Origin of the sequence: Pseudoalteromonas sp. MB41, assembly GCF_020966275.1 — a bacterium.
GTDB lineage: Bacteria > Pseudomonadota > Gammaproteobacteria > Enterobacterales > Alteromonadaceae > Pseudoalteromonas > Pseudoalteromonas lipolytica.
Genome location: NZ_JAJJZF010000002.1, coordinates 98,600 through 121,998, shown reverse-complemented (window position 1 = coordinate 121,998; position 23,399 = coordinate 98,600). Strand labels below are relative to the sequence as shown.

The window sequence follows — 23,399 nt, the reverse complement described above, 5'->3', positions numbered from 1 at the left end:
TGTACGCTAAACAACTCGGAGCAGTTAATTTTTTGCTATTTTTCGTTTGTTTTATGACCATTTAATTAAACTGTTGCTGTTAAAGGGAGATAAAACCGCGCATTGTGTATTAAAAATCATTATAATTGCTGTGATTCTTTAACCAGTCTAAAGGAAATTTATGATCCTTTTTGTAAACTCACTGACAGTGATTGATTTTTCTTACTTGTGTAATAAACGCGGCGCAGTTGGCGAGAGCTGGATTGTTGATTTAACCCTGCATGGCCAACTTAATGATGAGTCTATGGTGCTTGATTTTGGTTTAGTTAAAAAACAAATCAAAGGCATTATTGATGAATGTATTGATCACAAACTTGCCGTGCCTGCGAAACTAAACGGTTCACTTACTCAACACGATGAGCACAGCGTATTAGATTGTCATTTTGGTGACAACCATCACTTAGCGATGAGCGCACCAAACCAAGCCTTTTGTTTAATTGATGCCGACGTGATTGATGAGCACTCAGTAACCGCGTTTTTAATTAAAACGATAATGCCGCAATTGCCTAGCAACATCGAAAAAATTGAAATTAATTTATACCCTGAGCGCAGCCAAAGTTTTTACTACCACTACAGCCATGGTCTTAAAAAGCATGATGGCAATTGTCAGCGCATTATTCATGGTCACCGTTCGCAAATTGGTATTAGCCTTGATGGCATGGCTATGCCGCGTTTGCAAAAAGAGTGGGCCGATAAATGGGAAGATATTTATTTAGCGACAGCTGAAGACGAAGTCAGCAAAGCAGAGTTAAAACATGTTACAGCGGAAGATAACGATGTGTGCTTTGCGTATACATCGCAGCAAGGCTACTTTGAAATGGCTATTGCTAAATCGCGTTGCGACATTTTACCGTGCGATACCACGGTTGAATGCATAGCTGACTATCTTAGTACGCAAGTTAAAAACGAATACCCAGAGTCTGAGGTGAAAATCACCGCGTACGAAGGGGTCGGCAAAGGATCAATTAGCTATGCGTAAAGGATTACTGCTAACCGCGTTGGCAAGTTTGTTGTCTATACATGTAAATGCGGTTGAACTAAAAGGACATTTAACTCAAGGTGGTTTAGTCACAGGCCAACTTGAAAACGTTAAAAGTGTGAGTTTTAACGGTGAAAACTTAAAATTGTCGCCTCAAGGTGAATTTGTATTTGGTTTTGGCCGTGACGCAGACACAGAGCACACATTAACGTGGGTTGATAATGACGGTGTCGCGCATGAGCAAGCCATTGTTATTACAAAGCGCGAATACAAGATTGACAAAATTACAGGCGTGGCAAAAAAGTATGTTTCGCCGCCTAAAGAGGTATCAGAGCGAATTTCTCGTGAAGCGGTTGCTGTACGAAAAGCGCGAGAAGTTAATTCTGACCTCCGTTATTTTTTAGATCCGGTTTATAAGCCAGCACAAGGCCGTATTTCGGGTGTGTATGGCAGCCAGCGTTACTTTAACGGTGAGCCACGTAGACCACACTTTGGCTTAGACATCGCAAATAAAACTGGCAGCCCTGTGTATGCGCCTGTCAGTGGTACCGTTGTTTTTGCTGAGCCTGATTTATATTACTCTGGTGGCACGCTGATTCTTGATCATGGCCATGGTGTGACTTCGACTTATATTCATTTAAGCAAATTAGATGTAAAAGTAGGGGATACCATTACCCGAGGCGATAAAATCGCTGAGATAGGTGCAACGGGCCGAGTAACAGGACCCCATTTAGACTGGCGTTTTAATTGGAAAAATGAACGCCTTGACCCTGCGCTAATGATGCAAGACACATTAGCTAATGAAAAGTAGAGACTATGACACAACAAATCGATCGTGACGCTATTATTGCCCAGCGTATTGCTGACTCAACAACGTCGGTAACAAAAACAGTATTTCCTGGCCGTACTAACCACCACAACACCTTATTTGGTGGTGATGCGTTAGCGTGGATGGATGAAGTTGCTTTTATTGCTGCAACTCGTTTTTGTCGTAAACCTTTAGTAACGATTTCGTCTGACCGTGTTGACTTTAAAGAAGCGATTCCTGCCGGTACGTTTGCAGAACTTATCTCTAAAGTAGTCTATGTTGGTAATACCAGCCTAAAAGTAGACGTAGAGATATTTTTAGAGAGGATGCATAAAGACGATAAGCATCTTGCTATCTCGGGTAGTTTTACGTTTGTAGCGGTTGATGATAACCACAGACCAACACCGGTTGTGTGCGATAAAATGATCTACGGTTTCGACAGCTAACACACTCAAAGATAGCTAAAATAAATAAGTACCTGCGGGTACTTATTTAATCAATCACTAAGAACACATCATACTATATATTGTAATATGTATTACTCAGCACTTATGAATCATTTACCTTAAATTAAACAGGGGATAGCAGAAGGTGTAATTTAAGAGCAAAGCAAAAAAGTGTTTAAAATTGGCCGTAACAAGGTAATAAAAAGCCCCACATATGCAGGGCTAACGTCTTTTTAACTGGCTGAATAACTTTTGAAGTTGCAGTACAGTGTTTTAATTTAAAGTACCATTGCTGCTATCCAACCCGATATCAATAGCGGAATATTAAAGTGAATAAATGTGGGTACCACTGAATCCCAAATATGATCATGTTGGCCGTCGGCGTTCAATCCAGACGTTGGTCCTAAGGTAGAATCAGAAGCAGGGGAGCCCGCATCACCTAATGCCCCAGCAGTACCAACAAGTGCAGCCGTTGCCATAACAGAAAAGTTAAGTTCTAAGCACAGTGGTACAAAAAGGGTCGCAATAATTGGCACCGTAGAAAAAGAACTACCAATGCCCATGGTGATCAATAGGCCAACTAATAAAATGAGTGCAGCGGCAAGCGGTTTGTTTCCTTCTATCATACCAGCAGCAGAGCTTACTAATGAGGTAACGTCGCCAGTTGCTTTCATAACGGAAGCAAAGCCTTGTGCCGAAATCATAATAAAGCCAATCATTGCCATCATGGCTACACCTTTACTAAAAACGTCGCTGTTCTGCTCCCACTTAACAATACCAAACAGACTAAATATCATAACTCCAACAAGGCCACCTAGAATCATAGAACCACTCACATTTTGAGCCAGCAATGAGCAAAGTACGGCAGCAATGCCAACAGCCAATACCTTTTTTGGTTGTTCGATAACAACGTCTTGCTGTTTTTCTGTTAGGGCGTGAGCCTCATAATGACGTCGCTTTTTGTAGCTAACAAATACCGCGATAATTAAGCCAACTAACATGCCAAGCGCAGGAATTATCATAGCGATAGGGACTTGTGTATTCACAAGTTCTAAGCCGTTTTCAGTGAGGTTTTTATGTAAAATTGAATATAAATAGATTCCACCAAACCCATACGGAAGAACCATATAAGAGGTTGCAAGACCAAAAGTTAAAATACAGGCAATGGCACGTCTATCTAATCGCAGCGTGTTAAATACAATAAGTAACGGGGGAATTAATATAGGAATAAACGCGATATGTACCGGGACTAAGTTCTGCGACGAAATCGCACACAATAATATGATGCTTAAAATTAAGTAGCTTAGGGTTGTTTCGCCTTTGTGGCTGTTATCACTCACTTGCTTGAGCAATTTGGCTGCTAAAATGCGTGTTAACCCTGACTTAGAAATAGCCACAGCAAATGCACCTAGCATTGCGTAACTTAGTGCTATTTCAGCGCCGCCCGATAACCCTTCGTTAAATGCATTAAGCGTATCTGACAAGCCAAGCCCAGCCGTTAAACCGGCAACAATGGCACTTAGTGTCATCGCGACAATGACATTAATACGGCAAAGTGTCAGTACCAGCATTAATATAACGCCAACAATTACTGCATTCATATTGTTCTCTATTTTGCTGTTTTGAGAGAGTTTAACAGAACTCGAGCAGTGGTTTTACGTTTTTGAGTAAATGCGAGCTGTTGATAGCGCACTTCGATGATTATCTGTTCAAATTTAGCCAATACGCTGGATAAATGGGGCTTTTGTTTTTTTATATTTGCAATATTTTGCAAAGGAGTAAGAGTGACATCGGTTTTAATACCCCGTTTATTCGCCCAACGGTAAAGCTGTTCTATTTCGTTAATAAGTGGCTCATTAGAGAGAGGCGTGCGCTTTGAATAGAAAAAGTAACCTAGAAAAACAAAGGCCAGCGTAACCAAAACTACAAGTGGTGTTATCCAGTTCGCTTTATTTCCAAATAATGATTTTAAAAAGTTTTGTTGTGATTGCTGATCAAAAGTCAGCACCCAATTCGTCCATTTATAATCTAATTCTTCAAGGTGATTTCTAAGCCAATTTATTGCTTTAAAGTGACTCCAGCGTTTTAGGCCAAATCCTAAATTTTCATTAAAGCTTTCATTTAATTCGCTTAATTGTGATAACGAGCCATTTAACCGCTCTGGAGCAACAACCGCGGTTGCATCAAACACATGCCACGCATTATTAAAATGTACTTCTACCCAGGCATGGGCATCGTATTGATAGACGTTGAGTGTTGAACCTTGCTTTTGTTCGCCGCCTAAGTAACCAGAAACTACACGCGCAGGAATTTTGGCAACCCTGAACATAAAGGCTGCTGTACTTGCGTAATGTCCACAAAAGCCACGTTTATTATCAAATACAAACTGGTCAATTGTATTCTCGCCAGTCATTGCTGTTGGTGTGAGTGTGTAGCTAAATGCTTGTTCATTAAAATAGCGCAATAAAGCATTAAAATAGGCTTCTTCGTTGGTATTTTTTTCAGCGAGAGATAATGACAGTGTGCGCGTTTTAGGGTTCACGTTGCCAGGAAGTCGCGTATAGAGTCTTTTTTCAAAGTCAGACAGAACAACATTATTTAATGAGCCGCTTTTAACGGTGTATTTTATGTTCTTATTTAAATTGCCTTTGCGTTTTAGCAAACCATTATAGGTGGAGAATACAGCCGTATTATCACTTGTTGCATACCCCAAACCATATAACCAATTAGCCGATGAAGGCTCTGCAATAACTTGATATTGAACGTAGTTTTGAGGGGCAACTGGCTTGCGAGTAAGGTTAAACTGTTGAGATTTTAAAATGTCCGATATTAACCATTCGTTACCATTAAACTCATCATGAATAAGGCTTCGCCAATAATAGGGGGGCTGCAGAGCTGTATTATTAGGCTCTTCAACTCTAAAAACTAGCTCGTCTGATTCTGCCAATTTGGCAATAGAAAACGGGTTTACCTGTTCAGACAAACCTGTTTTAGCAAGCTTTGGCCCCGGTAATTGCCAAAAAGCAGGAAGTCTTGGTAAAAATAAAATTAGAAATGCAGCAATAGGTAAAGCGAAAAAAATGGTCTTAACACTCTGTTTATTAGCCGTTTTAAAGCTATTAGGGCTGTCTAAATAGCCAAGGACTGCAAAATTAACGATATATAAGCTGCTTACCAGCAATGTTTCGAGTAAACCTTGATGAAAGAGATACAGGGTCGATAAGTTAAAAAACACGAGTAAACACACGGTTTGATATTGCTTGGTTGTTCGCGCTTGCAATAGTTTAAATGTACTTGCAAGTAGCATCATTGAAACAAATAACTTAACTGTGTCAGACACACCGACAACAACAAATAAAGCGATTAGACAAGCCGCAGCTAAAATATTAGCCACCTTACCATTGAGTTTTTTATAGAACTTTCCAATAAATAAATTAAGGCAGCTTAAAGAAATTAAAATGGCGAGAAAAAGAGCAGGGACCTCAGTAAACAAAAATCCACTCATAATGATGAATATGAATGAAAGTGCCGAATTTATTAAGCCTGCATTATGCATCTTCAGCATATTTAAAACTCCGCCAGCGCTTGAAGGCACGATTTTTGATGTTTTAAACCGCAACCCGAAGCAACCTCACTATTTGGCAACGTTAAAGAAAATGTAACGTGCTGTTCAGTGAGCTTATTGACTAAATAACATAGTTGACTGAGCCTAGTTTCAGTATTGCCGTTTAAGTTATTAAAGTTAAGTGCCATTTTGGCAGACGAATGACTCGTAAACTCCTTGCTGAGTAACTGCTGAGTTTTTGCGTAGTGTTTCCAAGATACTTTATTAAGTGCTGTACCGGGGATAAAAGGAGACAGTTGGTGAAAATCATCCGATCCTGGCTTTTGTTTGCTTTCATGCTCTTCGCTATCGCCTAATTCCAATGTGTCAAAAACTAAACTAGGGTCATCGATTGGCTCTGGGTATATATAAATTGCATCACTGGGCTCAATATAACTCCATACCGACACAAGCCCAAAAGGAAAAGAGCTATAAATTTGGACTTTTTCGAAGCAATAACGCCCACGTTTGTCTGCGTTTAACGAAATATGCGTATTTACTACTTCGTTATTACCGACATCAATGAGCTGTGATTTTGTATTTTTATATCCAAACGCAACACCTTGACACGCGCTCTTAGCTTTTATAGAAAAATGAGCGCTTGGTTGATTGGGTGCATAGCAAGGCGTTACATGATTAAACTTTACATGGAGACCACGTAGATTTTTATAACCCGTTAAAATGGCGAACACTAATAAAACAACCATAAGGTACGCCATCGCTAAAATAAGGTTGTTTTGATAATTAATACCCATCACAAAATTTAACAGTGCCACAAATAAAAATTTAGCTCCTAAGCGCGATGGCAAAACGTAAATTGTATTATGACGTAGTGTAATCTCGTTTTTTTTATGCTTATTTTTTAATAACTTATTTATAAAAAAGTGCGTAAAACGAGTTGCAAAAGTAGGGCGCTTAAGCATCTTTTACAAGCTAACAGGAACATGTTTTAGTGCATAAGCACTGTCATCTTTATTCAACCCAAGACGATGATCGGTCACACTTGCAAACACCGCTTGAACGTCTTCAGGTAAAACAAAATTACGTCCTTCAATGTAGGCCCATGCTTTAGCTGCACGAGAAAGCGCAATAGATGCTCTTGGCGATAAAGGATTAACAAAGTGCTTGTCTTGGCGAGTAAATGCAACTAATTCTAAAATATAATCAACAACGGCATTGCTGAGTGTGACCTGAGTAATTTCTGTTTGAATAATAGAGAGTTGCTCAGTTGTTATACGCACGGGTAAATCGTCGTAGTTACGATTATTTAAACCCAAAATTAAATTTTTCTCAGCCTGTTTATCAGGAAACCCTAAACTAATTCGCATAAAAAAGCGGTCTAACTGTGACTCAGGTAAAGGATATGTACCAGACTGATTTACTGGGTTTTGTGTAGCAATCACAAAAAAAGGCGATGGCAGGGCGTGTTTAACAGAGTCGACCGTGACTTGCTTTTCTTCCATTGCTTCTAACAGAGCGCTTTGTGTTTTAGGACCCGCGCGATTTATTTCATCTGCAAGGACAACTTGGCTAAAAACAGGCCCTTGATGAAATGAAAAAGTGTGTTCTTTGGCATCAAATATATTTGTTCCTAATATATCTGACGGAAGTAAGTCACTGGTAAATTGAATGCGTTGATACGATAAACCTAAAACCGCCGCAAGTGCATGCGATAAAGTGGTTTTACCCATACCTGGTAAGTCTTCAATTAACAAATGACCTTGGCTGAATAAACAGGCTAATGCCAACTTAATTTGTTGTTGTTTACCAAATATTACTGTCGATAGGTCATCTATAACGCGTTCAATAGTCGAATTCATAAACTTCTTAATTTGTTATGTTTTACATCAATTCTAGACGTTTCATAACAGTATCGACTTTTTTTGCGTTAAATGGTTTAGCAATAAAACCTTTCGCGCCAAGTTCCCACGTGTTTTGTACATTTTCGAGACTGTTGTGGCCAGAGCACATAACAACATGTGTGTGTGGGTAGTTGTCGTTTAAGTATTCTAAAATCTCTGTGCCGTCTGTGTTGGGGAGCTCTATATCGAGAAAGATGACGTTAGGCGATTTTTCTTCAATAACTGTTTTAGCTGATTCAAAATCTCGGCTTTCTAAAATATCTTCAAAGCCAAGGCCTGTTAATATCTGATTGAGATAGTCTCTGATATCTTGCATATCATCAATTATCAAAATGGGTTCTAACGGTTTCACAAATTCCATATTGTTTACATCTTATCGTTACATCTTAGTTTGATAGTTTTAATATATGCCATGCAATACCTAAGCTCAAGAAACAGTCGATAATTAAATGGATTATATAGCAAAACACTCACCTAATGTCCGATACCGTCTAGTATTGGACTTAGCATCACTGAAGACAGCGCTCAGATAGATATAAACCATTACTTCCTATAATTTATATTATGTTAAATAGCATAAATATTTATATAATTAAGTTCGTTGCCTTGTAGATTTAACGTGTTTTCACCTGCTTTTGTACAAAGATGCTCTTTTACATTGTGAGTTAAAAGCAATTTGTATTTGTCATTTTTACCACGTTTAATTTAAACGATCTGATTTACACTCACTCTCATTTAAGTGGCAATCTGTCATTACATTGTTCGTCTGTTTAAATACACATTGCTTTACTAGCGTTACGGTTTGCACGGTCTGGTTATTTATTAATTTTTAGAGATGGTTATTTTTAGATACCACGCGGTGAATTTCAGGTAACTTCTAATTTCATCAACAAGATTGAGCTTTTACAACGCTGAGTTCGTTATAACGAACTGCGTTGATGCCCTGCAAGCTCATGACTTAGTTGAAGACATTGAAACACTGAAAATCATTGGTAATGACTTAATCAAAATGAGTGATCAGCTTGCTCTAAAAGATATTGTTTTGAAGTATGGAGATAAAAAAACAGCATAAATATAACCCGCTTAATGCGGGTTATATTCTGGTAATTTATATGTCTTCAATGTTCTTTCAATTGTTCGATATGAAACTTTATCTATATCAGAGATTGGAAATTCATATATGCTGTTGTTGTATTCATCCATACAAATTAATACTTCCTTTGTTTTTATTAATAAGTAACATACTTCTTTTTCGGTTTTAAAATTATTACTGACTTGATGAAGCTCAATTCTTACACCTCCCCCATAACCTGCTTTTCTTAGAATTGAAGCGTATATTTCAGCGTTAAAAAGAGCCCAAAGGCTTGAAATGTAAAATATTGAAGAGAGCAATACAAATAATACCCAAACGTGCTTTTTATTACGTTCAGTTAGTTCCATTGAAATAAATATAAGTAAGTAACATATTAAAAAGAATATATAACCTTCTTTACTAATCTTGCTTTCATCAAACGACGTATAATAAATTATCACACTAGCTATAACGACAAGTATGTTCGAAGTTACTATGTGAAATAAAAATAGCTTTTTTGAAAAGTTTTTTGAACTGTACGTACGGTTTTTCATGCTTCCATATACACGCTGAGCAAAACTTTTTAAATCACTGGTTTCATCTGAGAAATGAGCTATTAATTGATAAAATATAGTTACAGGTATCATTGATACATTGTAAAAAATAACGTACAGGAGTTTTGTTATATATTTTACAAATATAAATATTAACAATACACAAATAGCACCAAAAAGGCTTGCAGTTGTTATTGCTGTTTGGAGGTAAGGAACCCCTTCTAGAGGTGGTCTGAATCCATAATTTATTGCATAACTGTATGTAGCATACTCGCTGAAAAAACCTATAAAACCTGGTCCTGCGATACTCCCCAAAAAAGAACCAATTAAAATTTTCATAGGTAAAGAAAGATCTAGGTATTTATTCCATAAACTTTTAATACTACTGTCCATAAGATTTTTATCTTGATTTTCATTTTTATAACAACTATTAACAGATTACTTCAAAGCAGCTTCCAGTGCACTTACTAATTCATCATCAAGCTTGTTTTCTGACTTACTTGCCAAATGCTTAGCTGTAGCTAAACACACTCGTTTTATAAATGCTTCGGTTAGCAATTTAACGACTAAATATTTACCTAATGTCGCTATCATAATTTATCCTGTAGTTTCGTAATATCTTCACCGTGTTTTTCAATTACACGCTTAATCCATGTAATGTCTGTTTTCACTGCGGCAACGGTGGCGAACGCACCACCTATTTGCACAATCACAATGAAAAGCAAGTTTATTGAGTTTGCATCCACTGTCATGCCCTACCCCTTAGCCGCTATCGTTATGGTTTCAGCGTTTATAATGCAAGGTTATCCATCTGTTTTATAATGCAATTTTCTTATGACAACCAATTCCCTCTATAAAGTACTGGTCATGGCTGACTATGATAAACCCGCCATTAAATGCGTGTAATGCATCGGCTAAAAGCTGTTTTGATTCAAGGTCTAGGTGATTATCGGGCTCGTCGAGTAACAAAAAAACATGCTTTTCAATATGGCTTACGATACACATTGCGAGTTTCATTTTTTCGCCACCACTTAACTGTGCGGCTTGTTTATAAACGTCGTCTTTTCTGAAGTTTAAACTAGCAAGCAGTGTTCGGGCTGTATTGTGGGTTAATTCGCGGCAATAGAACATTAGGTTATCAAGCAGGGTTAAGTCATTATTTATTAATGAAAAATGTTGGTCTAAATAATAGAGTGGTTGATTAACATGTATCTGCCCTGCTCTAACTGGCAATATAGCCATCATCGTTTTTAAAAGTGTTGATTTGCCGGTGCCATTGGCGCCCGATAAATGTATTTTTTCATCATTATAAAGCGATAAATTTAAGGGGGTGTTCGTTCCATACTGCAATACAATGCTCTCGAGTGTTACTGCTTTTTGGCGTTTGAATTCTGTTTGATTTAAAAAGAACTGTTGGGGTTTTATTTGCTCAAGTTGAGATATAAGCACTTGTTTATTTTTAGTGATTTGCGCCTCTCTTTTTGCTGCGTTTTTACTTTGCGATGATTGATTTGCTGAGGCTCTGTCTTTTTTAGCATCTTGAAGCACTTTGGGCTGGCTGCCTGATTTTTGAAGCTTTGTGCCTTTATTCGCGCGTTTTTCTGCTTTTTGTTTATTAACTTGCTGTTGAGCTTCAAGCTTACTTTGTTGTTTTGTCGCTGCATTAAGCTTGTTTTCTAATGCTGTAACATGTAGCTGTTTTTGGCGGGTGTAATCTGTAAAGTTGCCACCATAAACAACTAACCCCAGTGAAGATAGTTCCCATATTTCATCAACAATTTCTAGTAACTCTCGGTCATGGCTGATCAGTAGTATTTGCCCTGGATATGATTCAATTTGATTTTTTAACCATGCTTTACCGTGATTATCTAAGTGATTTGAAGGCTCATCGAGAATCAAAATATCGTGGTTTAAGGTAAACAAAGCCCATAATTTTAATTGACTGAGTTGCCCGCCACTTAAGGTATTCGCACGCGCAGTGGCAGTTATGTTTTTAAGGCCTAATTTATTTAATACAGAATTAAAGCGTTGTTCTAAATCCCAATAACCATCCACAAATGCTAAGTCGTGCTCTGTGAATTGGCCTTCATTAATGGCCCATAGGGCGTTGAAGTAATGATCAAGCCCTATTGATTCAGCAACTGTGAGGGTATTTAACCGTTTAATGTCGTCGACTTGTTTATATATACCCATTACGCCGCTGCTGTTTACTGTTCCTGACGTTGGCGAGCGCTCTTTACAAAGTAACGATGCTAAAATTGATTTACCACTGCCATTGCGACCAACAAGTGCGGTTGTTTTTGCTGTTAATGACAGTGTTATATTGTTAAACAGACGTTTGCCATTGGCATGCTGAAAGCAAAGGTTAAAAGCGTGAAGTTGTGGCATAGTGCCTCCTGTAATACAGGGGCAGAAAGCGTTGGTAACGCAAAGATAATTTACGCGTGTAAAGTGATAGTGAGCAACGCCTACTAACCCTGTTGGTCCAAAGAAAAAATGAAATTGGATAACAGGTTTAGTTGTTCATGTTGGCGCGTGCTCCTAAATAATGAGACTAGATAATATCCAGCCCTTGCCAAAAAGGCAACGAGTTATGTTAGGCTAATACTCATAGAACGTGAAAGGAATGCATTTTGAATTTAGTTAATTGCCAAGCCATTCTCAATAATACTGTGCAAGTAAAACTGACACTTGATGCTAAAAAACGTGTTTTTGTTATTGGTGATTTAGATGCCGACCTACCCAAGTTTGAACGTGCGTTAGCATCGGTAAATTTTAATGCAGCGAACGATGTATTATTTGCGCTTGGCGATGTTATTGATAGAGGTGCACACAGCGTTGCTCTATTACAGAGGTTTAAAGAGCTGGGTGTTTATATGACTCTGGGTAATCATGAACATATGATGCTTGAATCAGTTCTTGCCCAAGATAGTGGTTATCACGCGTTATGGGTTGAAAATGGCGGGCGTTGGCATTACGAATTAAGCGAGGCTGAATGTGTGGATGTTTGCCTGCAACTCCTTAATTGCCCTCTTTCTTACCTTATTGAATATGCAGGCATGACGATTGGTTTGTCGCACACGGTGCCACAAAATTGGCATTGGCAAAATATCCCTCGCAATCATTCTCAAGCCGTTACCGGCTTACTTTGGGATAGAGCTATTACAAAACAAGGTAAGGTTTTGCACAACCAAGGCGTCGACTTTTCTATTCATGGCCATAACTCGACCCCTCGGCCCTATTGGATTGGGAACACCTATCACATCGATACAAATTATTTAGGCGGTGAGCCAACACTTGTCGAGCTGAGCTCTTTAATAAGCGACTTTAAACAAGCCCAGTCAATGGATTGAAGCAAGTTCAGAGGGAATGTTTTCTTCGAGATACTGCTTGTACTTATACCTTGCGTGCCAAAGCTGTTCATCAGATTCTTGCAGGTAAATAAGTGGACCGGTATTTTTCTTTGCTAAACTGGTTAGTTTAGAATATTCACGGGTATCGATTTTGCCATCGCTAAAGTAACTATTTGAAATTGTTAGAAACTCATCGTCTTTATACACTTCACTGTGCCAAATAAGAGAACGATACATACTGGCGGTTATTTCGGTTGGCTTATCGTTGCTTTGAAATATTTTCACTTCAGAGTAAATTGAGTTACCCGTAATTACGATACCAATTAACGATAGCGTTGTGAGAGTCATCATCCATTTCATGCTTTTATCCTCACTATTGATTACTTTAACTATAGGAGGAAAGCGAGATGTTTGATGTTTATTTAATCAATCACAGTTCGAAAAAGTATTTTCAAAATGCTTAATTACTGTTTTGTAAGTACCTATTTTGTGCATAGGACTCACTGAGCCCTATGCGCGTGATACCATTTAGTGAAGTGCGGCTGTAAACGGAATGCTTTTACAGATTTTGGCTTCAGCTATAAGAATTTCTTCTAGTCGTGTATCTACTTCATGCTTGTCGAAATACTCGTAGGCAAGTTCGACAAATAAGTTTTTATGCTTTTCTTCAGATTTTGCGATGGCCACATAAAACTCTTTTTCTTTGCCAGCAGGTAGCGCTTCGGCAACTAATGAAAAGCGTTCATGCCCTCTTGCTTCAATAACACCCGCAACGAGTAGACGATCCATTAAAAACTCGTCGCGGCCATTTCTGAATAAGCCACGAATTTGCTTAATGTAAGGGTCTTTTTGATCGTTACCCAATGAAATATCGCGTTCCATTAATAGCTTGAGAACTTGCTTAAAATGAATCATTTCTTCAAGCGCTAAGTCGGTCATAGCTTTAACAAGTTTACGACGATCTGGGTAATGCGACAGCATTGACATAGCCATACCCGATGCTTTCTTTTCAGCGGCAGCATGGTCTTGCAAAAAGGTGTTGAAGTCCGCTAAGACACCTTCTGTCCATTCAAAGGGAGTGTGATATTTTAATTCAAACATGATAAGGAACAACTTAACTTATAATGGCGGCGATTTTAACGCATTTTGGTTATAAAATCTTGTGATTGTAACCAAGGGATTTATCTATTTTTCCATTGCGGGTTGAGGCTATTTTGTCGGGGTGTTTTATGTCATTCCAAGCCGTTACTTTACCGGCCATATTCAGTTGTTTAAAAACAATTGGTTGCTCGGTTTGTAAAAATGCTTTGAGTGCGTCAGGGCTATGTTCGTCTGCAACATCAAGTGTTAATAGTTGCTGTTTTTTATCACTAAAATAGTTTTGCACTTGCTGTTGATGCCGCTTGTAACATGCAATAAGGTACTCATCTGATTCTATATCTGCCAGTGTGTAGTGGCCAAACACCTCTAAATAACAGCGTTTTAAATGACTATTAAAGCCGCCATCTTCGCGCATTAAATTAGTATGCATGCGCGCAAGCAGTTGTCTTATTGAGGGGATCCATTTTGATAAATCACGCTGCAAATTAATAAAAATACTGTTTGGGTAATGCTTATCAAGTAACGGAAACTCACTAAAGACGGGAGTGTCAGCTATAACCTCTGCACTTTCAATTGCCGCTTGTGTATACGCTGTGTGGGCCGTTTTATAGCCTAATTGTAAAAAGCTATGGCAAATACTGGTAGTGCCTGTGCGCGGCAGACCTATTATAAAAATTTTATTCTTCATCTTAATTCGTATTAATTATGTTGGCATGAGAACTGGGGTTGCTTAATGAGTAGCGTTTTAACCCAGTCATTTTAGTGTCATTGCTAACGTTAGCAATGACACCCGCTTTTACCTACATAACTTGTGTAACTAATAACATGAAAGCACTGATAACCAGTGTTAAAAAGGTAAGTATCATACCAAAAGCACGTAATTTCATTACGTTATCAGCAAGCCCGTAGCTGTGACAGAATCGACCTAGTAGCAACATGCTTCCTAAAATATAACAATAATGACTTGATAGACCTTGGTACTCAACCAAGAACAATAAGATCAAAGTAAATGGCACATACTCTATAAAGTTTCCATGCGCACGAATTGCTGCTTGCAAAGATGCATCACCGCCATCGCCAAGTGAAATTTGCTTGGCTTTACGAATTTTAATAACACGAAAACTTAACTGAATGTATAAAATCGCCAATATGGCGGCAAAGGTTGAAACGATCACTGTATTTCCAATTCTTATTTAAAGTTAGACGCTTAGCACTATTTGTTGCTAGGCTATAAAATAGGTATTTAAGTTAGCACACTATTATGACTCGATAATGATTAATGTCTAACTGTTCTTAAAGGATATGCATGTTTACGCCAAGAAAAATTGCAGACAATTACCGCGAGATGATCAGCAGTATTGGGTTTTACCCATCGATGCTATCCGTTTTATTTCTTTTGTTTGCTTTACTCACAACTGCAATTGAATACGCAGCTATCACAATGGAAGTTAAGCAATTTTTTGCTGTGCTATTAGTCGATAGTGAAGAAAACGCACGAACCATATTGAGTACCCTTGCCGGCAGTATCATTTCGCTAACCGTGTTTAGCTTTTCAATGGTAATGGTGGTACTTAATAGTGCCAGTGCGAGCCTGTCACCGCGAGTTTTACCCGGTTTGATCACTCGTAAATCGCATCAACTTGTTTTGGGTTTTTACTTAGGCAGTATCATTTACACCATCATTATGTTGATAAACATACGCGCGATGGAAAACGGTGAAATGGGGATCCCCTCTTTGGGTATTTTCTTTTCTTTGCTGTTTGGCTTAGTGTCGTTGGGGTTTTTTGTTTACTTTATTCATTCAATCTCAAAGGCTATCCAAGTTGATAATGTACTTAACGATTTATTTAAAAATACCAAAAATGAGCTCACCTGCATTGTCGCAATGCAAAAAGATACCGATGTTAATGAGTTTCCTAATTTTGATGAATGGCACAACATTAAGAGTGAAACAGAAGGTTATTTTAAAGGGGCTCACAGTGATAAATTATGTGCGCTGTGTAAAGAGCACGATATAAAGATTTATATTGCGGTTAAACAAGGTTTTTTCACTGTTAAAGGCTACCCATTCTTAAAGTGTGATAAAGATTTATCAGACATGCCTGAACTTGTTGATGCCCTGCTCAACTGTTTTATTTTTTATATTGAAGAGTACATAAGTGACCATTATCGCTATGGTATGACGCAAATTTCTGAAATTGCCGTAAAAGCAATGAGCCCAGGTATTAATGATCCGGGCACTGCGGTTAAGGCCATTGATATGTTAAGCATTTTACTGATAGAACGCCTTAAAATAAGCGATGTGAATTATTCGCTAAAGCATTCAACGAATAATCAACCTTATTTATACCTGCACGAGACATCGTTTGATGAATTACTGCATGATAACTTCACACCCATTCGGAATTATGCAAAAAGTGACGCTTATGTGATGGTCAATGTACTTGAAGCATTTAAAAATATTTTGTTTAGATCGGCTGATAGCAGTAAAGCGACAGAAAGCTTATTTGTTTATTTAGAGGCCATTGTTGAAGACATTAATAAGCATATAACGAATGAATACGACCGTCAGCAAGTAACCAATATGCTCAAGGCTATTGCGCGTATTTCAGAACACAAAGGAAAGGCGTTGGTGGCAAAGTTTACCACCAACTAACTGTTTAATTTTCGATATAATAAACCGCATAGCTACTTGCGGTGATGGTTATTTCACCCCCATTGTATGCATCGGGTACATAGTTACTCGGTGCTGCATCAGCCATAACCATTTTTTCAGCTCTCATGTAGGGTTGCACTCCCGTGTCTAGTGGGCTGTTTGAAGCCGTATAAAGGCCTTTTAACTCAACACCATAATCATTGGCAAACTCTTTTGCTGCGGCACGGGCATCTTTAATTGCCAGTTTTTGTGCCTGCTTTTGTAGCTCTTCATACCGGCTCGATACAAACTGTGTTTGATTTATTTCATTAATACCTGAGTTTACGAGTTGTTGAAGTAAAACAGGGTACTGTTTTGTATCAGTGAGCGTGAGTGATAAATTACGAGTTACACGGTATCCAACGAAGTTTTGTTTGCCTGTTTCACGGTTATATTCCGTTTCGCGTTGAATAGAAATATTAGACGCATAAATGCCCTTTTCTTCTACCCCTTTTGACTTTGCAAGCTTTATAGCTTTTGCCATTGTATTGTCGGCTTTATTTTTAGCGGCGATTAAGTCTTTATCAATTTCTACAATTGCGACCGTTAGTTTTACGTTGTCGGGGATTGTGGTGATAGACGCATTACCTTGAATATAAATATGCGGAGCGTCTGGCGTTGCCAAGGCAAAAACATTAAAACTCATAAATGCGGCAATAGATGAAAAAACAAATTTATTCATAACCTTGTTCCTTTTGTATAAACGTGAACTATTAAATACCTTATAAGGTTAATTAGCAATGAACAAGCTTAAACTAGAAGCTTAACGCTCGAAACAACACGGCTTTGAACAACATTATTTTATGCGCTTTTTATTTACACATCAGGATTAAAACATTGTATTAATGTTTTTAGATTTCTTTGGAACAGACTGCCCAACCCCCCAATGCTCAACAATTTTACCTTCTTCCATCCGAAATATTTGGATTGCTGCACCGCCAAGTGATTCAGGTGTATGTTTTACATGAAGGTGAAGCCAAACAAGATCACCGTCAGAAGCAGTTCGCTTAATGGACATTGACAGTTTAGGGTACTTTTTATAACGGCTCTCAAATAAACTCAACAGCGCATCACGGCCATCAGGTATGTTTGGTGAATGCTCAATAAAATGTTCGCTGTAACATTCATTACGCAAAATATCTATTCGATGCTTAGGCTCAAGATCTGGTCTATTTTCGAGGATTTCCATGCAATACAGCGCCTTCTTTAAGTTAGATTCCTCTAAAGCAGTTTCTGCGCTATCTTTTGCATTTAATTCACACCCTGCAAGGAGTATGGAAATTGCAAACAACACAACTCTAATCGCTATTTTCCCTGTACTCATATATTTCTCCTATACACGCTGTTGTCAGAATGTTCATGTATTTCTTGCCCTTAATATGGGCAAAAAATGTGGCCAAAATGGAGCTGAGAGAAACAGAGCACTCTGTTAGCCGCAGCGCTTTAAATTCGTGCAAGCTTTAGAGTTTATATTCACGTCGCACTTTGTTGGAAAAAATGCCAGACAAGGTCCCACTTAAGATCTTTGTCTTTCGCCGAAGCCGAAATTGGTTTATCTACTGCACCTGCACTGAATGCTAATATCGCTATCAGTCCAATGACTGCAGTTTGGATCATTTCCTTCTTCATTTTACTCTCGTAAGTTAAAAAATCGGTTAGTTGCTTAATGCATGGCTCTGCGGCAAAAAAGCGCCCAGTGTTTTGGGTTGGCAGCAGCCACTTGATAGGATTCTTGTTAGGTATCATTTAAAAATAAATTACAGTCTGGCTAATTTATAATTCAGTAAATTGACCATAAAATTAAAGACTTAAAAATACTTTATGTATTACTGTTACCCGTAAAATAACTATGTATGTCACCTAATCGTGATGTAGCAAACTAGAAACCATGCACACGTTGTTATTTGGCTACGGATGCATGTTGTAGATAAGTAAGATGAAAGTTCGAATTAAACATGGGGTTACCCAAACGACGTTACTTTAATAAGAACGAGCAATAATTAACCACCTTACATCGATACCTGAAGAAAAGACATTAATTCCAATCAATCTTTTTGTAATAAACAAAACAGGTCAGATCTTTACTCGATAAATTTAAAAAACTAATAATATAGTAAATAGAATATGGGTCATTCTAATAAAAATATTAGGTTTTGTGAGGCCGATTGTTTAGTTGGTACGGCTTACTAACTTATACATTTCACAATGGAAGAATTGTTCTACAAGAGCGCACTTTATCCCTTTGAATCCTTGATTACTCTCTTAACGAAGCTGTTTAGCAGAAAATAAAAGCCAATGAAATTGCGTTACTTAATAGCAATTCATCTAGTATCGACTCATCTTAGCTCGACAATTGTGTTACTGGTATTGGTGTTACTGGTGTGAGTGTTGAGTGCATGTATTTTTATGCAAAAAAAGGGGACCTACTATTTTAGGTCCCCTTTGTCATTTAGCCAAAGCGCGAAGGCTTTGTTTCTATTAATATTTTAAGTTTAAATACTTAAGTTTAAATGCTTTAGTTTAAATGCTTTAGTTTAAATGCTTTAGTTTAAATGCTTTAGTTTAAATGCTTTAGTTTAAATACTACGTCGCTTGTAATTGCGGTATTCAGGTAACCAATAATTCTTTTCGATAGCAGCCCACAGCGCGTCGTCTGTTAGTTCCAGTGCCACACCTTCTTCCATCGCTTTTTTAGCAACGGCAAACGCAATACGTTTACTCAATGCTTGTATTTCAGTTAGTGCTGGCAATAAGCTACCTTGACCTGTGTTTGCACGTGGTGAAGACTCTGCTAACGTTTCACTTGATACAATAAGCATTGCATCTGTGATACGGGTTGCTTTTGCAGCAATTACACCTAAACCAATACCAGGGAAAATGTAACTGTTATTACATTGTGGGATTGGGAATAACTGGCCGTTGTATTCAACCGGTTCAAATGGGCTTCCTGAGGCGACAATGGCTTGTCCGTCGGTCCATTCTATAACATCTGCTGGCAGTGCTTCTACCTGCTTAGACGGGTTGCTAAGTGGGAAAATAATTGGCTGCGCACACGAGGCATGCATTGCACGAATAACTTGCTCAGTGAATAAGCCAGGTTGACCCGATACACCAATAAGGATATCTGGTTGAGCGCAGTGCATTACATCAAGAAGCGAGGCAAATTCGCCACTGTAAGTCCAGTCTTTTAAGTTTTCTTTTGATTGCGATAAAGCATCTTGGAAATCACGAAGACCTTCCATTCCTTCTGTTAGTAGACCAAAGCGATCGACCATGTATATTTGTGAACGCGCTTGCTCGTCAGAAATGCCTTCAGCAACCATCGTACTGATGATTTGCTCTGCAATACCGCACCCTGCTGAACCTGCGCCAACAAACACAACTTTTTGTTCTGATAACTTAGCACCTTTAACACGACACGCCGCAAGTAATGAACCAACTGTAACAGCTGCAGTACCTTGAATGTCGTCGTTAAAACTACAAATTTCGTCACGGTAACGTTTAAGCAGTGGCATTGCATTCGGTTGTGCGAAATCTTCAAATTGAAGTAGCACACTTGGCCAGCGACGTTTTACTGCTTTAATGAATAGCTCAAGGAACTCGTCGTATTCTTCTTGCGAAATACGTTTATGGCGAGCACCCATGTACATAGGATCGTTAAGTAGTTTTTCGTTGTTGGTACCCACATCAAGCATAACAGGTAATGTGTATGCTGGGCTTATACCACCACATGCGGTGTAAAGCGACAGCTTACCAATTGGAATACCCATGCCCCCAATACCTTGGTCACCAAGGCCTAGAATACGCTCACCATCAGTTACAACGATAACCTTTACTTTGCCTTTCGTCGCATTGCGCAAGATATCGTCGATTTGGAAACGATCTTCGTACGAAATGAATAAGCCACGTGCACTGCGATAAATATCAGAGAACTTTTCGCAAGCGTCTCCCACTGTCGGGGTATAAATAATCGGCATCATTTCTTCAAGATGGTCACGCACTAAACGGTAGTAAAGTGTTTCGTTGTTATCTTGAATAGCACGTAAGTAAATATGTTTGTTTAAGTTGTCGCTAAAACTTGAATATTGTTGGTAACAACGCTCAACTTGCTCTTCAATTGTTTCATAACGCGGTGGCAGTAAACCGGCTAGGTTGAAACTTTCCCTTTCTTTTTGTGAAAATGCACTGCCTTTATTTAATAGTGGCGTTTCGATCAGACCTGGGCCTGAATAAGGAATATAAAGATAATTCGGATCGGTATTTGTAGTCATATTTCCAAGCTTTGATGGCGTCATAATTATGATCTGACATTATTACTGTTGAAGGTTAAATTGCAATGACAATCCACCTTGTCAGACCATTGAAGAAAATGAATTTTATGCTCTAAAAGGCATAAGGCTAAGTATACATGAAAACTCAGCAGCTTTAAGGCTGCTGAGCCTATTTTTAGTGGCTTTTATCACTTAAAGCGATGCCCTCACGGCGTGGATCTGCAGCACCATAAAGTTTACCGTCTTTTAGTTCAACAGCATGTAAACCAGAGTTTAAATCTAAGATGCGAACTTGGTGGCCTCGGTTAACAAAATCGGCTTCGTGGTTGGCAAGTTCGGTGCCTTTTTCAAGACTGGTGTAATTATTACGATTTGTGATACGTGGCAAATTAATTGCTTCTTGTGCATCTAAATCCCAATCAAGAACAGCCACAACAACCTGCGCTACATAATCAATAATTCGGCTTCCACCCGGTGAACCCACGACTAATCGTAAGCTACCGTCTTTGTTAAATACCATTACTGGCGACATAGAACTACGCGGACGTTTACCTGCCTCAACACGGTTAGCGAGTGGTTTACCATCTTTCGTTGGCGATAAAGCAAAGTCAGTAAGCTGGTTGTTTAAAATATACCCGTTCACCATAACGGTTGAACCAAAAGCCATTTCAATTGAACTGGTCATTGACACGGCATTGCCTTCGCTGTCTACAATTGATACATGCGACGTTGACGGTAATTCATAAGCGTCATCCTGCGCATAGGCCAATGAGTTAGGAGGCGTTCCAGCCTCTGCGTGGGCATCTTTTTCGGTAATCAACTTAGCACGGCTTGCTAGGTAATTTTTATCTAATAAACCGTCCGTTGGAATAGCCATAAAATCTGGATCGCCCATGTATACATTACGGTCTGCAAACGCTAAACGTGATGCCTGGGTAAAGTAATGCAATGCTTGTACTGAGTTAGGTGCAAGCTTGGCCATGTCTTTGTGTTCTAGCAACGCTAAAATTTGTAATACCGCAACACCCCCACTACTCGGAGGGGCCATTGAGCATACTTCGTATTGACGATAATCAACACACACAGGGGCGCGCTCTTTACTCTGGTAGTTAGCAAGGTCTGCTTCTGTTAACGTGCCTGGTGCAACCACTGAGTTTTGTACTGCATGCACTAATTGTTTGGCATTCTCACCTTTATAAAAGGCATCAATACCCTGCGATGCTATGTCTTTATAAAGAGCCGCTAATTCAGGGTTCTTTTTTACAGACCCGACAGCCAGTGGCTTACCATCAGGGAAAAAGTAATCACGAATGACGGGTAACGTTGTAACGCCAGGGTTTAGCTCTTTTGCCAGCAACTTATGCAAACGAGGGGATACAACAAACCCCTGCTCTGCCAGCTCAATTGCCGGTTGAAACAGCGTGTGCCATGGCAATTTACCATAATGTTTATGCGCGCTTGCAAAGGCATGTAAAATCCCAGGTACACCTACTGAGCGACCACCCACAACTGCTTCAATCCATTTTACTGCTTTACCATGTTTGTCTAAAAAAAGAGTTTCATCAGCATGGCTTGGCGCTGTTTCACGACCATCGAAAGTGGTTAGGCTTTTGTTTTTGTTGTCGAAATACATCAAAAACGACCCACCACCTATGCCCGATGATTGCGGCTCAACCAGTGTAAGTATCAGTTGAGTTGCAATGGCAGCGTCTACCGCTGAGCCGCCCAGTTCTAACATTTTTTGACCGGCTTTTACTGCATACGGATTTGCAGCAGCAACCATGTATTTAGTGCCTTCAACGACCTGCTTATGCGCAAAGCCTGTTGCGGCTTCAGGCTCACGCGTTTCAACCTTAGTTGGAGCTGCAAAAATTGACGTTGTATAAATTAATGACGAAGAGAGCACAATAAGTGCTTTTGTTTTGAATAACATAAATAAACTTAATCCCGGTGTTTAATTGGCATCTTAAAATTAAACGTGCACAATATGCAAAATTTAAGATACAACAAAAATAACATGATCAACCTTCCTCTGAAACCACAATATGTACTGCCGCCACTGTGTTTAATGCTGATTAGTACCCTTTTTGCTGCGTTTAACTTAAATGATTATTTAGAATTTAACCGTAATTTAGTTGCAGATGGTGAATTTTGGCGTATTTTCACGAGTCAATTTGTACATGCAAACTGGCCGCATTTAGCCTTAAATTGCGCCGGAATTTTATTAATATGGGCATTGCATGCAGAACATACCTCCCCTGCTCGGTATGCTTTTAATACCGCTGTTTTGGCTTTATGGTGTGGTTTAGGCGTATGGTTATTTTGCCCTGATATAAAAATATACACTGGACTGAGTGCACTCTTGCACGGTGTTATTATTTGGGGCGCTGTCAAAGATGTGCAAGCAGGTATGCTAAGTGGCTGGTTGTTATTTATAGGCACCTGGGCAAAAGTAGTGTGGGAGCAAGTTGCAGGCCCTAGTGAATCAGTAAGCCAATTGATTGCGTCAAATGTTGCCATTGATGCTCACTTTATCGGTGCAGTTGGCGGCACTGTGCTGGCTTTGCCTGTACTGATTAAAGTTATTAAACATCGCGAGTAACTTCATAACTTTG

At 38.9% G+C, this 23,399-nt stretch carries 25 protein-coding genes; 7 read left to right on the top strand and 18 right to left on the bottom strand.

Annotation, left to right across the window (positions count from 1 at the left end):
- The first annotated feature begins 160 nt into the window (after window positions 1-160).
- From LPA49_RS04195 to LPA49_RS04185, 3 genes are read left to right on the top strand one after another with little or no spacing between them, the layout of a single operon-like run.
- A complete protein-coding gene (locus LPA49_RS04195) occupies window positions 161-1,018 on the top strand; it encodes a 6-carboxytetrahydropterin synthase (protein ID WP_182396332.1) in 858 nt (285 codons plus the stop codon).
- Window positions 1,011-1,829, top strand: coding sequence for a M23 family metallopeptidase (locus tag LPA49_RS04190; RefSeq protein ID WP_182396333.1), 819 nt, complete (start codon window positions 1,011-1,013; stop codon window positions 1,827-1,829). Before LPA49_RS04195 ends, LPA49_RS04190 begins: the two co-directional genes overlap by 8 nt.
- 5 nt (window positions 1,830-1,834) lie before the next feature.
- Complete coding sequence (locus LPA49_RS04185) at window positions 1,835-2,272, top strand: acyl-CoA thioesterase (RefSeq protein ID WP_036968399.1); 438 nt, start codon at window positions 1,835-1,837, stop codon at window positions 2,270-2,272.
- 278 nt (window positions 2,273-2,550) lie between these two features.
- On the opposite strand, the gene LPA49_RS04180 is transcribed toward LPA49_RS04185, so the two are convergent.
- From LPA49_RS04180 to LPA49_RS04160, 5 genes are all read right to left on the bottom strand, one after another.
- Window positions 2,551-3,873 (bottom strand): Na+/H+ antiporter family protein, encoded by a 1,323-nt coding sequence (locus LPA49_RS04180; RefSeq protein WP_036968396.1) that lies wholly within the window; start codon window positions 3,871-3,873, stop codon window positions 2,551-2,553.
- Between the two features lie 8 nt (window positions 3,874-3,881).
- Entirely contained in the window at window positions 3,882-5,837 is a 1,956-nt protein-coding gene (locus tag LPA49_RS04175; RefSeq protein WP_230235622.1) for a transglutaminaseTgpA domain-containing protein, read from the bottom strand.
- 2 nt (window positions 5,838-5,839) lie between these two features.
- A complete protein-coding gene (locus tag LPA49_RS04170; protein ID WP_230235620.1) occupies window positions 5,840-6,652 on the bottom strand; it encodes a DUF58 domain-containing protein in 813 nt (270 codons plus the stop codon).
- A 150-nt stretch (window positions 6,653-6,802) separates the two neighbouring features.
- A complete protein-coding gene (locus tag LPA49_RS04165) occupies window positions 6,803-7,696 on the bottom strand; it encodes a MoxR family ATPase (protein WP_036968391.1) in 894 nt (297 codons plus the stop codon).
- 22 nt (window positions 7,697-7,718) lie between these two features.
- Window positions 7,719-8,099 carry a response regulator gene (locus LPA49_RS04160; RefSeq protein WP_036968390.1) on the bottom strand — a complete coding sequence of 127 codons (381 nt, stop codon included), beginning with the start codon at window positions 8,097-8,099 and terminating at the stop codon, window positions 7,719-7,721.
- 534 nt (window positions 8,100-8,633) lie between these two features.
- Here LPA49_RS04160 and LPA49_RS04155 point away from each other — a divergent pair.
- Window positions 8,634-8,810, top strand: a complete 177-nt coding sequence (locus LPA49_RS04155; RefSeq protein WP_180311599.1) for a hypothetical protein — start codon at window positions 8,634-8,636, stop codon at window positions 8,808-8,810.
- Between the two features lie 11 nt (window positions 8,811-8,821).
- On the opposite strand, the gene LPA49_RS04150 is transcribed toward LPA49_RS04155, so the two are convergent.
- From LPA49_RS04150 to LPA49_RS04135, 4 genes are all read right to left on the bottom strand, one after another.
- Window positions 8,822-9,757: a hypothetical protein gene (locus LPA49_RS04150; RefSeq protein ID WP_180311600.1), complete on the bottom strand. Its 936-nt coding sequence runs from the start codon at window positions 9,755-9,757 to the stop codon at window positions 8,822-8,824.
- A 45-nt stretch (window positions 9,758-9,802) separates the two neighbouring features.
- Window positions 9,803-9,958 (bottom strand): hypothetical protein, encoded by a 156-nt coding sequence (locus LPA49_RS04145; RefSeq protein WP_180311601.1) that lies wholly within the window; start codon window positions 9,956-9,958, stop codon window positions 9,803-9,805.
- Window positions 9,955-10,116, bottom strand: a complete 162-nt coding sequence (locus tag LPA49_RS04140; protein ID WP_180310834.1) for a hypothetical protein — start codon at window positions 10,114-10,116, stop codon at window positions 9,955-9,957. Before LPA49_RS04140 ends, LPA49_RS04145 begins: the two co-directional genes overlap by 4 nt.
- Window positions 10,117-10,180: 64 nt before the next feature.
- Window positions 10,181-11,752 (bottom strand): ABC-F family ATP-binding cassette domain-containing protein, encoded by a 1,572-nt coding sequence (locus LPA49_RS04135; protein ID WP_180311602.1) that lies wholly within the window; start codon window positions 11,750-11,752, stop codon window positions 10,181-10,183.
- Between the two features lie 245 nt (window positions 11,753-11,997).
- Between LPA49_RS04135 and LPA49_RS04130 the strand changes: the two genes are divergently transcribed.
- Entirely contained in the window at window positions 11,998-12,717 is a 720-nt protein-coding gene (locus LPA49_RS04130) for a metallophosphoesterase (RefSeq protein ID WP_230235618.1), read from the top strand.
- Here LPA49_RS04130 and LPA49_RS04125 read toward each other — a convergent pair.
- From LPA49_RS04125 to LPA49_RS04110, 4 genes are all read right to left on the bottom strand, one after another.
- The gene (locus tag LPA49_RS04125) at window positions 12,706-13,077 is read right to left on the bottom strand and encodes a hypothetical protein (RefSeq protein ID WP_036968379.1); all 372 of its coding nucleotides are present in this window, start codon (window positions 13,075-13,077) and stop codon (window positions 12,706-12,708) included. The genes LPA49_RS04130 and LPA49_RS04125 overlap by 12 nt on opposite strands.
- A 168-nt stretch (window positions 13,078-13,245) precedes the next feature.
- A complete protein-coding gene (locus tag LPA49_RS04120) occupies window positions 13,246-13,818 on the bottom strand; it encodes a tRNA-(ms[2]io[6]A)-hydroxylase (RefSeq protein WP_074988208.1) in 573 nt (190 codons plus the stop codon).
- 49 nt (window positions 13,819-13,867) lie between these two features.
- Window positions 13,868-14,506, bottom strand: a complete 639-nt coding sequence (locus LPA49_RS04115; protein WP_180311603.1) for a sulfotransferase — start codon at window positions 14,504-14,506, stop codon at window positions 13,868-13,870.
- A gap of 112 nt (window positions 14,507-14,618) precedes the next feature.
- On the bottom strand, window positions 14,619-14,993 hold the full coding sequence (locus tag LPA49_RS04110; RefSeq protein WP_036968374.1) for an MAPEG family protein: 375 nt from the start codon (window positions 14,991-14,993) through the stop codon (window positions 14,619-14,621).
- 131 nt (window positions 14,994-15,124) lie between these two features.
- Between LPA49_RS04110 and LPA49_RS04105 the strand changes: the two genes are divergently transcribed.
- Window positions 15,125-16,474 (top strand): DUF2254 domain-containing protein, encoded by a 1,350-nt coding sequence (locus LPA49_RS04105; RefSeq protein ID WP_180311604.1) that lies wholly within the window; start codon window positions 15,125-15,127, stop codon window positions 16,472-16,474.
- Between the two features lie 4 nt (window positions 16,475-16,478).
- Here the strand turns inward: LPA49_RS04105 and LPA49_RS04100 are convergent, their stop codons facing one another.
- The 5 genes from LPA49_RS04100 to ggt all read right to left on the bottom strand — a co-directional run bounded on the left by LPA49_RS04100 (window position 16,479) and on the right by ggt (window position 22,717).
- The gene (locus tag LPA49_RS04100) at window positions 16,479-17,195 is read right to left on the bottom strand and encodes an SIMPL domain-containing protein (RefSeq protein WP_036968370.1); all 717 of its coding nucleotides are present in this window, start codon (window positions 17,193-17,195) and stop codon (window positions 16,479-16,481) included.
- A 147-nt stretch (window positions 17,196-17,342) separates the two neighbouring features.
- Window positions 17,343-17,837 (bottom strand): nuclear transport factor 2 family protein, encoded by a 495-nt coding sequence (locus LPA49_RS04095; RefSeq protein WP_180311605.1) that lies wholly within the window; start codon window positions 17,835-17,837, stop codon window positions 17,343-17,345.
- Between the two features lie 149 nt (window positions 17,838-17,986).
- Window positions 17,987-18,130, bottom strand: coding sequence for a hypothetical protein (locus LPA49_RS04090; RefSeq protein ID WP_180311606.1), 144 nt, complete (start codon window positions 18,128-18,130; stop codon window positions 17,987-17,989).
- A gap of 959 nt (window positions 18,131-19,089) precedes the next feature.
- Window positions 19,090-20,784: an NAD-dependent malic enzyme gene (locus LPA49_RS04085; RefSeq protein WP_036968366.1), complete on the bottom strand. Its 1,695-nt coding sequence runs from the start codon at window positions 20,782-20,784 to the stop codon at window positions 19,090-19,092.
- 175 nt (window positions 20,785-20,959) lie between these two features.
- Window positions 20,960-22,717 carry a gamma-glutamyltransferase gene (gene ggt, locus LPA49_RS04080; RefSeq protein WP_180311607.1) on the bottom strand — a complete coding sequence of 586 codons (1,758 nt, stop codon included), beginning with the start codon at window positions 22,715-22,717 and terminating at the stop codon, window positions 20,960-20,962.
- Between the two features lie 84 nt (window positions 22,718-22,801).
- Here ggt and rrtA point away from each other — a divergent pair, with 84 nt between their 5' ends.
- Window positions 22,802-23,386, top strand: coding sequence for a rhombosortase (rrtA, locus tag LPA49_RS04075; protein WP_036969214.1), 585 nt, complete (start codon window positions 22,802-22,804; stop codon window positions 23,384-23,386).
- The last annotated feature ends 13 nt before the right edge of the window (window positions 23,387-23,399 follow it).